The organism is Haloarcula pelagica, from assembly GCF_030127105.1.
Classification (GTDB): domain Archaea; phylum Halobacteriota; class Halobacteria; order Halobacteriales; family Haloarculaceae; genus Haloarcula; species Haloarcula pelagica.
In genome coordinates this window covers 806963-819442 of the sequence record NZ_CP126161.1, presented here as the reverse complement: position 1 = coordinate 819442, position 12480 = coordinate 806963, and the positions used below count along the sequence as shown (strand labels likewise).

15 protein-coding genes are annotated in these 12480 nt (G+C 66.6%); 9 read left to right on the top strand and 6 right to left on the bottom strand.

Annotated features, from left to right (window positions below; translation table 11 throughout):
- Positions 1 to 126: 126 nt before the first annotated feature.
- Positions 127 to 906 (bottom strand): TSUP family transporter, encoded by a 780-nt coding sequence (locus P1L40_RS04370; RefSeq protein WP_284010098.1) that lies wholly within the window; start codon positions 904 to 906, stop codon positions 127 to 129.
- Between the two features lie 217 nt (positions 907 to 1123).
- On the opposite strand from P1L40_RS04370, the gene P1L40_RS04365 reads away from it, so the two are divergent.
- Together P1L40_RS04365 and P1L40_RS04360 are read left to right on the top strand one after the other, a co-directional pair.
- A complete protein-coding gene (locus tag P1L40_RS04365; RefSeq protein WP_284010097.1) occupies positions 1124 to 1822 on the top strand; it encodes a hypothetical protein in 699 nt (232 codons plus the stop codon).
- Between the two features lie 43 nt (positions 1823 to 1865).
- Positions 1866 to 2297, top strand: a complete 432-nt coding sequence (locus tag P1L40_RS04360; RefSeq protein ID WP_284010096.1) for a universal stress protein — start codon at positions 1866 to 1868, stop codon at positions 2295 to 2297.
- A 36-nt stretch (positions 2298 to 2333) separates the two neighbouring features.
- On the opposite strand, the gene P1L40_RS04355 is transcribed toward P1L40_RS04360, so the two are convergent.
- Complete coding sequence (locus tag P1L40_RS04355) at positions 2334 to 2777, bottom strand: universal stress protein (protein ID WP_284010095.1); 444 nt, start codon at positions 2775 to 2777, stop codon at positions 2334 to 2336.
- A 105-nt stretch (positions 2778 to 2882) separates the two neighbouring features.
- Here P1L40_RS04355 and P1L40_RS04350 point away from each other — a divergent pair, with 105 nt between their 5' ends.
- The gene (locus P1L40_RS04350; RefSeq protein ID WP_284010094.1) at positions 2883 to 3584 is read left to right on the top strand and encodes a DUF4013 domain-containing protein; all 702 of its coding nucleotides are present in this window, start codon (positions 2883 to 2885) and stop codon (positions 3582 to 3584) included.
- Between the two features lie 7 nt (positions 3585 to 3591).
- On the opposite strand, the gene P1L40_RS04345 is transcribed toward P1L40_RS04350, so the two are convergent.
- Positions 3592 to 4743: a KaiC domain-containing protein gene (locus P1L40_RS04345; RefSeq protein WP_284010093.1), complete on the bottom strand. Its 1152-nt coding sequence runs from the start codon at positions 4741 to 4743 to the stop codon at positions 3592 to 3594.
- A gap of 139 nt (positions 4744 to 4882) precedes the next feature.
- Entirely contained in the window at positions 4883 to 5158 is a 276-nt protein-coding gene (locus P1L40_RS04340) for a PadR family transcriptional regulator (protein ID WP_284010091.1), read from the bottom strand.
- Between the two features lie 273 nt (positions 5159 to 5431).
- Between P1L40_RS04340 and P1L40_RS04335 the strand changes: the two genes are divergently transcribed.
- Genes P1L40_RS04335 through purM form a run of 3 tightly spaced genes read left to right on the top strand, consistent with a single transcriptional unit; the run spans position 5432 to position 8619 of the window.
- A complete protein-coding gene (locus tag P1L40_RS04335) occupies positions 5432 to 6940 on the top strand; it encodes a TraB/GumN family protein (protein WP_284010090.1) in 1509 nt (502 codons plus the stop codon).
- Positions 6937 to 7569: a site-2 protease family protein gene (locus P1L40_RS04330; RefSeq protein WP_284010089.1), complete on the top strand. Its 633-nt coding sequence runs from the start codon at positions 6937 to 6939 to the stop codon at positions 7567 to 7569. The genes P1L40_RS04335 and P1L40_RS04330 overlap by 4 nt, the downstream gene beginning before the upstream one ends.
- Before the next feature lie 42 nt (positions 7570 to 7611).
- Positions 7612 to 8619 carry a phosphoribosylformylglycinamidine cyclo-ligase gene (gene purM, locus P1L40_RS04325; protein ID WP_284010088.1) on the top strand — a complete coding sequence of 336 codons (1008 nt, stop codon included), beginning with the start codon at positions 7612 to 7614 and terminating at the stop codon, positions 8617 to 8619.
- A gap of 17 nt (positions 8620 to 8636) precedes the next feature.
- Here the strand turns inward: purM and P1L40_RS04320 are convergent, their stop codons facing one another.
- The gene (locus tag P1L40_RS04320; protein WP_284010087.1) at positions 8637 to 9179 is read right to left on the bottom strand and encodes a CBS domain-containing protein; all 543 of its coding nucleotides are present in this window, start codon (positions 9177 to 9179) and stop codon (positions 8637 to 8639) included.
- A gap of 45 nt (positions 9180 to 9224) precedes the next feature.
- Positions 9225 to 9593 carry a DUF555 domain-containing protein gene (locus P1L40_RS04315; RefSeq protein WP_284010085.1) on the bottom strand — a complete coding sequence of 123 codons (369 nt, stop codon included), beginning with the start codon at positions 9591 to 9593 and terminating at the stop codon, positions 9225 to 9227.
- Positions 9594 to 9847: 254 nt separating this feature from the next.
- Between P1L40_RS04315 and P1L40_RS04310 the strand changes: the two genes are divergently transcribed.
- The 3 genes from P1L40_RS04310 to P1L40_RS04300 all read left to right on the top strand — a co-directional run bounded on the left by P1L40_RS04310 (position 9848) and on the right by P1L40_RS04300 (position 12435).
- Positions 9848 to 10018, top strand: coding sequence for a hypothetical protein (locus tag P1L40_RS04310; protein ID WP_284010084.1), 171 nt, complete (start codon positions 9848 to 9850; stop codon positions 10016 to 10018).
- 52 nt (positions 10019 to 10070) lie between these two features.
- The gene (gene psmB, locus P1L40_RS04305; RefSeq protein ID WP_284010083.1) at positions 10071 to 10799 is read left to right on the top strand and encodes an archaeal proteasome endopeptidase complex subunit beta; all 729 of its coding nucleotides are present in this window, start codon (positions 10071 to 10073) and stop codon (positions 10797 to 10799) included.
- Between the two features lie 277 nt (positions 10800 to 11076).
- The gene (locus P1L40_RS04300; protein WP_284010082.1) at positions 11077 to 12435 is read left to right on the top strand and encodes a phosphohexomutase domain-containing protein; all 1359 of its coding nucleotides are present in this window, start codon (positions 11077 to 11079) and stop codon (positions 12433 to 12435) included.
- The last annotated feature ends 45 nt before the right edge of the window (positions 12436 to 12480 follow it).

Sequence of the window (12480 nt, the reverse complement as noted above, 5' to 3'; positions counted from 1 at the left end):
CGGTGACGGGTTGCTGTCGGTCGCCCCGTCGGCCCAGCCGTCGACTGTCGCGGTGCAGTGGTGCATCGTCTCCTCGTAGACGTGACAGCTACGTAACTCTCCCGGCTGTCCGGGTCTCGGCGACGCTCACAGGACACCCAGGCCGCTCGCGACGAGGCGGACGCCGATCACGGTCAGGAGGCCGAGGACGACCGTCTGTCGGAGTCGGTCGCCGATACGGCTCCGAAGGCGGCGTCCGACGGCGACGCCCGCCGCGGCCGGCACACCAGCAGCCAGCGACGCGAGCGCGACGGTCGCGTCCGGATAGAGGCCAAGCGCCCCGGCTGCAGCGACCCTGATCGCGCTGAGGCCCAGGAACACCAGCGCGACCACGCCGACGAACAGCCCGTGTGTGAGGTCGAAACTCCGGATGTAGGCGACCAACTGGACGCCGACGTTGGTCCCGCCGAAGAGCACCCCCGAGAGTCCGCCGATCAGCACCATCGCGCCCGGCCGTTCCATCGTCGCCCGACCGAGCAGGGCCGAGAGGGTCGGGACCCGGCGGTGAACGCTGAGGACGAACGCCAGCGCGACGAGTCCGAGCCCGACCCGAAGCGGTGCCTCGGGAAGCCGATCGAGGACGACCATCCCCAGTACGGTCCCGAGCAGGGCCGCGGCGAGGAGCGGGCCGAACCGACGGCTACACGTCCGCAACTCCGTCGGCGAGAGCTCACGGACCAGCGAGACGTTCACGACGAGGATGGGGACGATCATGAACACGACCGCGACGGTGGGGTCCAGTACCGTCGCCAGCGCCATCGTGCCGACCACGGCGAAGCCAAAGCCCGCGACGCCGTTGACTGCCCCGGCGACTAGCACGACGAGGGCCACGCCGACCACCAGTCCCGGCGCCAGCGAGAGTGCCATGGGACCCGTTTCGGCGCGGCCGACATAGCCGCTGTGCCGGTTCGGCCGACACCCGAGCGCTCCGTGCCCCCGAGCCCTGCACGAAGATACGAGAGCGATTACGGCGGGAAGTCCGGGCGTGACGGCGTCCGACTCGCTACTCGACTGCTCGGCGACGAGGAGTGAGTCGCCCACGAGTAACTAAGTTACAAGTGCGGTGGGAGTGAGCGAACCGACTATGGCGGAGTCCGGCGGTTACGGATCGATCAGTGCACAGCCGACAGCGACGACGAACGTCAACAAGGTCGTGGGTATCGCGTCCGCGCTCGTCGTCGTCAACGTCCTGTTGATGCTCGCGCTCTCGTACACGCCCGTCGCGGAACTGGGGGCGGCGCTGTTCTCGAACTTCTTCGTCGGTATCGCCGTCTTCCTCGTGACTGTCGGGGGCGGCTACTGGCTGGCGGGGAAAGGAACCGGGAGCGGGAGTCTACCCCTGGCGGGCGCCGGCGTGGCGCTGATCCAGACCGGGTACGGCCTCTTCGGGGCGGCGCTGCTGCTGTTCGCGCCGTCCGCCCTCCGGGCGCCGGCCCTGGGAATCACGGCGGTCATCACGGGGCTCATCACCGCCGCCGCCGCGGTCGTCGTGTTCAAAACGGACCACGACTTCTCGCGCTGGCGGATGTACTCGTACGTCTGCTTCGGCGGCGGGTTCGTCATCGGTGCGGTCGCGTACTTCGTCGCGCCGGCGTTCGTCGTCGTGGCCGGCGTGTGCTTCTTCCTGGGCTTTCTCGCCGACCTGGTCTACGAGATCTGGGCGGTCAAGACCGACCAGTACGCCAGCGACCTGCTCAACGCCGTGGGCATCTACGTCGCCGTGATGGGTGTGTTCATCCACATCCTCCAGCTCGTCCTGCGGGTCCTCGGGGAACTGGAGTGAGTCGAGCCGAAGATTCAAGCCCGACGGCGTGACCACGTACTGTATGGGAAAGCGCATCCTCGTTCCTGTCGACGGCTCCGACGGCGCGGCACACGCCTGTGAGTTCGCCGCCGAGGAGTTCCCCGATGCGACGCTGGTGTTGTTACACGTCATCAACCCCGCTGAGGCGGGCTACAGCGCACAGGCGTCGGTCCCCTCCTTCTCCGAGCAGTGGTACGAGCAACAGGAGAGCAGCGCCGAGGAGCTGTTCGACCGACTCGACGAGACGATCCGGACCGCCGGCGGCGGCGACACCGAGCACGCTCTGGAGGTCGGTCGGCCGACGAAGACCATCGTCGACTACGCCGACGACCACGACATCGACCACATCGTGATGGGGAGTCACGGCCGATCGGGCGTCTCGCGGATCCTCCTGGGCAGCGTCGCGGAGATCGTCGTCCGACGGGCGACGGTCCCGGTGACGGTCGTTCGCTGAGCCGGCTGTCGTCCGACGACAGTCGGCCGTCCCGATTCAGGCGTGCCGGACGATGTGCACGTCGTACTGGGGGTCCTCAGAGACCGGCGCGCCGACACTCGTGACCGGGGTAGATACCCGGCCGGCGTTCTCGCTCCCGATGAAGATGATCGAGGCGTTCACCTCGTTGGCGACGGCGCGGATCGTCCGGACCACGTCTGTCGTCAGCGACGCCATCGAACTCACGTCCTCGGGGACCTCACAGCGGAAGCGAGCGTCGGGGGCGATCTCGCGGGCCTGTGTTTCGAGTTTGTCGGCGATCAACTCGGTGCTGAACGTCTCGTCGGCGTTGAGCCAGCCCCGCTCCAGCGCGAACTCGGGGGCCTCGGGGACCACGCTCAACACGAGCACCTCCTCGTCCCGGTAGGCGGCGAATTCGGTCGCTCGTTCGAGGGCTGACTCCGACAGATCCGACCCGTCGAAAGGGACTAGCAGAACCATACCGGCCGACTCGAACGGGCGTGAGTTAACTGTTGTCGGTCGTGCCGATGTGTCTCGTTGACACGACACAAAAGGTTATGTGCGTGTACAGTAGTCATTCGTAACATGAGTTTCAGTGAAGACTCACTTACGTACCCGATGGAGAGTGACGACTGGATAAAGACGATCATCATCGGCGGCCTGCTCGGGCTGTTCAGCTTCCTGATCGTTCCGGGGATCCTGGTCAGCGGCTACGTCGTCCGGGCGGTCCGTGAACGGGCGGCAGGCGCGACCGAACCACCGGTGTTCGACGAGTGGGGTGAGCTGCTGGTAGACGGCCTGAAGGCGACGGTGATCGGGTTCGTGTACATGCTCATTCCGCTGGCAGTGTTCGCGTTCACCGTCGGCACGGCGATCGTGGGCTTTCTGACGGGGACCGACGCCGGCGCAGGGCTCGGTCTCGCGAGTCTCCTGGGTGGGTTCGTTGTCTCCGGGATCCTCTCGCTGATCTTCGGCTACTTCGCCGTCGCGGCGGTCGTCAACTTCGCGTGTGAGGACAGCCTCGGCGCCGCCTTCGACATCGGCGCGCTCCGGAAACTGGCACTGTCGACGGACTACGCCGTCCCGTGGCTCATCTCGGTCGGGATCTTCTTCGCGGCCGGCATCGCCGTCAGCGTCCTCAACGTCGTGCCCGGCCTCGGCGCGATCATCGGGCCGTTCTTCTCGTTTTACGCCTACATCGTCGCCGCAGAGCTGTGGGCCGGCGGGTACAACGACGTGATGAAGCGAGCCGACGAGACCGAACCGTCCGCGGCGGCCGCAGTCTGACCGCCGCTCAGAAGATGTTCGCCTGCTGGTAGACGCTGATGCCGTCCATCGTGATCTCGTAGGGTTTGGTCTCCCGTGAGTGGTTGGCGTTCCTGATCTTCTGGATCTCGACGGCCAGCCGCGTCTCTCTGGTCTCCGACCGGACGTACTGGAGGATGAACACGGCGTCGGTCAGGTACTCGATGATCCCGTGGCGGGAGGCGTAGGGGTTGTCCTCGCTGGCCTCGGAGGTCAGCATCGTCGTGACGCCGGCGTTTTTCAGTGCCCGCGTGAAGTCGAACACCTCTGTGCGACGCTTGGCCTGGTCGTCGTACATCATCTCCAGCAGCGACACCGAGTCGAGGACGAGTCGGTCGGCGTCGAAGTCCTCGATGAGCGTCGGCAACTCCCCCCGGATGTTGTCGAGGCTGTTCGCCATCTCCACGGGGTCCAAGTCGACGACGGCCAGTTGGCCGTCCTCCTCGTACCGCTCGAACTCCCAGTCGCGGTCGCTGGCCGTGTCCATGATCGACTCGTAGGACTGTTCGAGCGTGATGTAGATGCAGTTCTCGCCGATCTCCAGGCCGTGATGCAGGAACTGGAGGCCGAACGTTGTCTTCCCGGTCCCGGCCGATCCGATCGTGACGACGAGATGCCGTTCCGGGATTCCGCCCTGGATCATCCGGTCGAGCCCCTCGATCCCGATGTCGATTCGCGGGATCTCCGAGTCGAAGTCCTCGTTCTCGAACTCCCCGCTCCCGTCCCCGTCGCCGCCGGCCGAATCGAACGCCGAGGCGAAATCGTCGTCGAACAGGCCGCCCTCGTCGTCCCCGCTATCGTCGTCGAAGGGGCTCTCTCGTCCGCTGTCGTCGTCGAACGGGCTCCCACCGCTATCGTCGTCGAACGGACTCTCCTCCCCGCTGTCGTCGAACGGGCTCCCGCCGCCGCTGTCGGTAAACGGACTGTCTCCACCGTCGCTATCGCCGAAGGGGCTGTCACTGCCACCGGTGTCGGCTGTCTCGTCGCGCGTATCCTCGGGATCGTCCTTCACCCCGTCGGACGGGCCGGGCGCCTCACCGGTGGCAACCTGGTCGGTCGACTCGCCGCCCTCGTCGTCCGCTCCCTCGATGGCTTCCTCGAACCAGTCGTCGTCCTGATCTGTCGAGTCGTCGTCGCTCATGCGTCCGACCACCGACCGCGAAGACGCACCATGATTCAGGGTTTTCGTGCAGCCTGATATAACCTTGCCGTCGCTGCCGGTTCCCGACGGTCAGGCACACTCGCTGTCGGCAGAACAGTCAGCAGTCGTGTCCCGTCCGCTACGCCGAGACGTACTGCGCTTCCCAGTCGTTGCGTGCGTCCAGTTCACGCCGACCACGCTTTGTCAGCGTATAGAAGTTCGTCCGACGGTCGAGTTCCCCTTTCTCGATGAGTCCCTTCTCGACGAGCGTGTCGAGATTGGGGTAGAGTCGACCGTGGTTGACCTCGCCCTCGTAGTACGTCTCTAGCTCCTCTTTGATCGCCAATCCGTGTGGTTCGTCGAGACCCGCGATTACGTACAGCAGATCTCGTTGGAATCCGGTCAGATCGTACATTCTCCGCCGGACAGTTTTCGCTCCGTACACATCAATATTCATGGTATACTAGTTAGTTACTTACTAACTAGTTATCCGATAACGTCTGGTAGTTCTCAGAGAGAGACGGATAAATCCAAACACCAGCTATCGAGAGACGACAGCGCGCGACCACCGGCATGTCTCCGAACCGGAACTGATGTTGCCTATGTAACAGGAGCGCGCTCTGTCCCCTAGTTCCGAGCGTTGCTGTGTCCCGACAACGGTAAAGGACCCGACTGTGTAGAGCGGTTGATGACCGAACACGCGGAGTCGGTGGCAGACGAGCTACCGGAGCCGTCGGGCGCGGGCCGTGTCCGTGTCGTCGGTACCGCCCACGTCTCGGAGCACAGCGTCGAGGAAGTACGGGAGCGCATCACCGAGGACCGACCGGACATCGTCGCCGTCGAACTCGACGAGGGGCGCTACCGCCAGATGCAGGGCGAGACGCCCGACGACCTCGACGCCAGTGATCTCCTCCGCGGGAACACTGTCTTCCAGTTTCTCGCCTACTGGATGCTCTCGTACATCCAGGCCCGCATGGGCGACCGGTTCGACATCGAACCCGGTGCCGACATGAAGGCCGCCATCGAGACTGCCGAGGAACACGGTCTCGGTGTCGCACTCGTCGACCGGAACATCCAGACGACCGTCCAGCGGTTCTGGTCGCGGCTCACCGCCGTCGAGAAACTGAAACTGGTCGGGAGTCTCATGACCGAACTGGGGCCGCCGCTGACGGTCGGCCTCACGATCGGCGCCGTCTTCGGCGTGATGGCGGCCGTCGTCTCCGGCGTCGTCGGCTGGCCGGTTCTGGTGTCGACTGCGGTGGCGGGCCCGCTCGCGTCCGTTCTGAACACGGTCCTCGTCGGCGTCCTGATGACCGCCGCCATCGGTGTCCCCATCGCCGCCTTCGTCACGCAACTCCACAGCGAAGAGGACATCGAGGAGTTCGACATCGAGCAACTGACCGACACCGATGTCGTCAGCGCCATGATGGAAGAGTTCCGGCGCTTCTCGCCGGGCGGTGCGGAGGCGCTGATCGACGAACGCGACGCCTACATCGCCCACCGACTCGTCGGTCTGCGTGAGGCCGGCTACGACGTGGTCGCCGTCGTCGGCGCCGGACACAGGGAGGGGATCGAGCGATACCTGGCGAACCCGGAGGAACTCCCGCCGATGGAGTCGCTCACCGGGACTACCTCCGGCGGGCGCTTCTCGGTGTACAAACTCCTCGGCTACGCGATGACGCTCGGCTTCCTGGTCTTTTTCGTCCTGCTGGTGATGGCCGGCGTCAACGACGCCTTTCTCCTGCGGCTCTTTGGCGCCTGGTTCCTCATCAACGGCGTCATCGCCGCGGCGCTGGCCCGGCTCGCCGGCGCCCACTGGACGAGTTCGCTCGTCGGCGGCGGCGTCGCCTGGATGACGAGCGTCAACCCGCTGCTGGCGCCGGGGTGGTTCGCCGGCTACGTCGAACTGCGGTACATCTCGGTCAACGTCGGCGACATCGCGACGCTGAACGAGATCCTCGCCGACGAGGAGTCGCCGATCCTCGATCTGATACAGCGGTTGCGTTCGGTGCCACTCTTCCGGCTTATCATGATCGTCGCGTTGACGAACATCGGTAGCATGATCGCCAGTTTCCTGTTCGCGACGGTCCTGTTGCCCTACTTCTCACAGGAGATCGGCGGTGTCGACGGGGTCGCTCGGCTGATGGTCCGTGGCGCCCGGAACAGCGCCGACCTCCTCTGGGGGGTGGTACGGTGAACCTGACCTTCTCCGACCAGGAGATCCGGGATCTCGCGATCGCCTGGCTGGCGCTCGGGCTGGCGTTTACGCTCCTGCTGGAGCCACAACTGACCGGCGTATTGCTGGGGACCGCCGCCGGAGTTCCGCTCAGTACAATCGGTCAGACGCTCGTCGTCAGTCTCTTGACGGTCGGCGTCGCCTTCCTGTTGCACGAACTCGCGCACAAGATCGTTGCGGTCCGGTTCGGACAGGTCGCCGCGTTCAAGGCCGACTACCGGATGCTCGGGTTCGCTATCGTCGGCGCGCTCGTGGGCTTTCTGTTCGCTGCGCCCGGCGCCGTCGTCCACCGTGGGCGGATCACGCTCAAGGAGAACGGCCTCATCGCGCTGGCCGGGCCGGTGACGAACATCGGGCTGGCCGTCGTCTTCCTGGTCCCGTATCTGGCCTTCGCCGCCAGCGGCGTCGGCGGGTTCCTCTGGGAACTCGCCAGCCGCGGCCTCCAGATCAACCTCCTGCTGGCCGGGTTCAACATGCTCCCCTTTGGCCCGCTGGACGGTCGGAAAGTACGGGAGTGGAACACGGGCGTGTTCGTCGCCGTAGCTGTGCCCTCGATCCTGCTTGGCTTCGGCGCGCTGTTCGTGCTCTGACGGAACGATGGGCTTTTGCCCGCGCCCCGCACCCTCTCGGACATGACAGCCGACGAGCCTGCGGACGACGATCCCGACGAGGAGAGACTGACCTACGCCGAGACAGGCGTCGACATCGACGAGAGCGAGGCGGCGACGATGGCGCTGATCGGCGCCGCCGGCGAGTTCGAGGGCGACTACGCGGGCCTGGTCGACATCGGCGAGCAGTACCTCGCGCTGGCGACCGACGGCGTCGGCACGAAACTGCTCGTCGCCGAGGCCGTCGACGACTACTCGACCATCGGCATCGACTGCATGGCGATGAACGTCAACGACCTCGTCGCCACTGGGGTCGAACCCGTCGCGTTCGTCGACTATCTGGCCGTCGAGACGCCGGACGAAGCCACCAGCGAGGAAATCGGTGCGGGCCTGCGCGAGGGTGCACAGCGGGCGGGCGTCGCGCTCGTCGGCGGCGAGACGGCGGTGATGCCCGACGTGATCAAGGGCCTGGACATCGCCGGGACCTGTGCCGGGCTGGCGCCGAAAGACGGCGTCTTCCCCGGGGAGGCCGAGGCCGGCGACGCCATCGTCGGCTGGCCGTCCTCGGGTATCCACTCGAACGGCCTCACGCTCGCCCGCGAGGCGGTCACCCGCGACCACGAGTACACCGATCCGTTCCCGCCCGCGCCCGACCGAACCATCGCCGAGGAACTGCTGACACCGACCCGGATCTACACGGACGTACTGGAGACGCTCCGGGCTCACGAGACCCACGCTGCCGCCCACGTCACCGGCGGCGGCTGGACGAACCTCACGAGGATGGGCGAGAAGCGCTACGAGATCACCGACCCCTTCGAGGCCCAGCCGGTCTTCGAGTTCGTCCAGGAGGCGGGGAACGTCGATGACGAGGAGATGCACCGGACGTTCAACATGGGCACCGGATTCGTGGCGGCGCTTCCGGAAACGGACGCCGAAGCCGTCGTCGAGGACAGCGAGGACGCACGGATCGTCGGCGAAGTCACCGAGGGTGAGGAGGCGGTCGCGATTCGCGGGCTCGAACTGACCGAGTGAGTGGCTGAGACGGCTACTCAGCTGACCGTCCGGGCGATGTCGGCCTCGGTGATGACGCCGACGGTCTGGCCGTCCTCGACGACGAGCACGGCGGCGTTGTGGTTGAGGTAGTCGTCGACGGTGTCGATGGTCGCGTCCGGTTCGACCGTCGTGATCGACTCGTGCATCACCTCGGCCACGGGGAGTTCGCCGACGTTCTCCTCGTCGCGCTGGCGGATGTCGGAGTTGCCGATCAGCCCCTCCGGGGAGCCGTCACGGACGACCGGGACCTGCGAGAACCCCTTCCCGTCCATCAGTTCCTTGGCGTTGTGGACCGAGTCGTCGGGCTCGACGCTGTGGACCGGGGAGTTCATCAGGTCGCGGGCGCGGACGATCCCGCCCTCGGCTTCCTCCAGGGCGTTGACGATCCGGCGAAGGGTCGAGAGCCGCGGGTCCACGTCACCGCCCTCGATCCGGGCGATCAACGGCTGTGACACGTCGGCCCTGTCGGCCAGTTCGCTCTGGGTCAGATCGAGTTCGGTCCGCCGCTCCCGCAGATCGGCTGATGTCGGTAGGTCCATACGATCGATAACCCATGGTAATACAAAAAGCCACCGGCGGCCGGTTCAGGCCTCGGCTTCGCTCTCCTCGTCGGTCTCGGTCTCGAAGGACTCGACGACCTTCAGCGGCACGTCACGGAGGGCACCGCCGATCTCGCTCTTGGCGATCCGCTGGGCGTGTTCGGTCGACTCGGCGTTGAACACTTCCATCTCCAGGACCAGCCCCACCAGCGCCGTGTCGGCGGCGATAAACGCCGAGTCGAACGGCTCGCCACAGGCCGGACAGCCGGTGGCGCCGACCTCGACCTCGACGTAGTCCATGTCGGCCTCGTTGAGGCGCTTCCCCGCTTCGCTCACGGCAACGCCGATCGCGTCGTCGATGTCTTCTACGTCACGAACCAGCCAGGCTGCTTCCATCGCCACGAGGTAGTTCATATCTCCTCCAATGGCGGCCGACTACTCGATAGTTTTGATTCGTCGGTGTGCGCACGTCACCGTCATCATCGCCATAACTTATGCGAACGACGCAGTTCATCGACGCCCGTGTTACGCCACGAACGGGGGGAACGGAGCGCGCGCCGGTCGCCCGGCCGCCGATATCGAAAACCACCAGACGGGGGCGGTTTTGTCCGTCCGATCCCGACGAAACGTTTATGTACCACTCTCCCGCTGCCTGCAGCTATAGGACGATGGAGGTTCGACTGTACTCCGCCGCGCTGCTTGCACTGTACCAACTGACGCTGCTGCTCGGGATCGTGTTGCTCCCGGTGGCGATGGTCACCGAGCGACTGGGACTGCGACTCCCGGTCGATCGGCTGGTGACCGAACTGGGCTCGGCCTACGAGCGGGCGAGCGCGTGAGCGACAGTTCCAAGAAGAGGATTTATGCCCGCCGGACGGGAAAGGTGCGCTAATGCGCGACCCCACTCCTGATTCACCGTTCTCCCAGCAGCGTTCCCCGTCGGCCGGCGAGTTCCAGACCGACCCCTACGAGCCGGAAGTCGGCTCGCTGCCGGACCGCAGCGACCAGGACACCGAGAAGGTCAACAAGACCGGGACGACCACCATCGGTATCGCGACGAACGAGGGCGTCGTGGTCGCGACCGACATGCGCGCCTCGCTGGGCGGTCGCTTCGTCTCGAACAAGAATGTCCAGAAAGTCGAGCAGATCCACCCGACAGCGGCGCTGACGCTGGTCGGCAGCGTCGGCGGCGCCCAGTCTTTCATCCGCTCGCTGCGTGCCGAGGTCAACCTCTACGAGGCCCGCCGCGGCGAGGACATGAGCATGCAGGCCCTCTCGACGCTCGCGGGCAACTTCGCCCGCGGTGGCCCGTTCTTCATGATCAACCCGATCCTGGGCGGCGTCGACGGGGACGGCCACCACGTCTACTCGATCGATCCGGCCGGCGGCGTCATGAAAGACGACTACACCGTCACCGGGTCCGGCCTGACCGTCGCCTACGGGACCCTGGAGGACCGCTACGAGGACGACATGACCAACGAGCAAGCTCGCGAGGTCGCCGCCGCCGCGATCAAGGCCGCCGCCGAGCGCGACACCGGGTCGGGCAACGGCATCTACCTGGCCGACATCACGAGCGAGGGCGTCGACATCGAGGGCTACGACTTCGACGAGCTGCTGTAGTCCCTTTTTGCGCGTCGGGTGCGCCCCGTGCACCACTCGGCGTTCGAGCCTGCGATCACGGGACTCCCACAGATCACCGGAATCGGCGCGTCGCGCCGATTCCGGCCGTTTTCGCCAACGTTTTTCAAAGAGTGGTGGTCGAGCGTAGCGAGGCCACCCGACGTGGTTCGAAAGACGCCGACGGCGTCTTTCGTCATCACGAGAGAGCCTCGCTCTCCCGAACGACAGAAAAAGGTGGGTGGGCAGGAGTTAAGCGACAGCCGTCCCGAGCACCGGTATGGAACTGTTCGGGACGGCCGGGATTCGTGGCGATGTCGTCGAGCGGGTGACGCCCGAACTCGCCCTCCAGGTGGGACGGGCCGCGGGACAGGACGGCGCGGAGTTCGTGCTCGGCTACGACGGTCGGGTGACATCGCCGGCGCTGGCGGACGCACTCGCGTCGGGCCTGGCGAGCGCCGGAACCAAGGTGATCCGCGTCGGCCGAGTCCCGACGCCGGCGCTGGCCTGGGCCTCCCGTGGCCGCCGGGGCGTGATGGTCACGGCGAGTCACAACCCACCACACGACAACGGCATCAAGCTGTTCGTCGACGGGCAGGAGTACGACAGCGCGGCCGAGAGTCGGATCAGCGACCGCGTCGAAGACGGCCTCGCGCCGGCCGAGTGGGGCCGGTGGGGTGACACCGACAGGGTCGACGTACTGGCGGACTACCGCCGTGCGGTCGCCGGGTACGCCGGCGACCACGGCGCGGCTCCCGACGGGCTGACCGTCGCGGTCGACAGCGGCAACGGGATGTCCGGCGTCGCGACGCCACAGGTCCTCCGGGAACTAGGTGTGAGCGTCCGGGCCGTCGAGGCCAACGTCGACGGCTACTTCCCGGCCCGGGAGAGCAAACCCACGGCCGAGACATTGTCGAAGTTCCGGGCCTTCGTCGCCGACACCGCCGTCGATGTCGGGATCGGCCACGACGGCGACAGCGACCGGATCGTCGTCGTCGACGGTGGCGGCGAGGTCGTCCACGAGGACACCGTTCTGGCGATCCTGGGCGAACACTACACCCGGGTCTCGACCGCGGGCGACCCCGTCGTCGTGACGACGCCCAACGCGTCCGGGCGGGTCGACGAACGGGTCGGGGCCGCCGGCGGCCGGGTCGAACGGGTCCGGCTGGGCGCGCTCCACGAGGGCATCGCCCGGGTCAGGGCCGACGCCGGCGCGGAGACCGCGGTCGTCTTCGCCGGCGAGCCCTGGAAACACATCCACCCCGCGTTCGGCGGGTGGATCGACGGCGTCGCCAGCGCGGCGGTCCTGACGCGACTGTTCGCGGACGAATCGCTCGCCGACCGGCGTGCGGTCGTCCCCGAGCGACCCTACCGGAAGGTCAGCGTCGAGTGTCCCGACGACGCGAAAGCCGGCGCGATGGCGACGCTGGCCGAGTCACTCCCCGCCGCCTACCCCGACGCGGGCGTCTCCACGGAGTACGGCGTCAGGCTCTCGTTCGAGGACGGCTCCTGGACGCTCGTGCGCCCCAGCGGGACCGAACCGTACGTCCGGGTGTACGCCGAGAGCGACGACGTGGACACGCTCGTCGCGGGCGTCGTCGAGACGGTCGAGGACGCCGTCGCCGCCGAGTCCGTGTAGGCGGACGCCGGTGGGTATTTGCCCTCGCCGCGAGTGCCCCGGCGT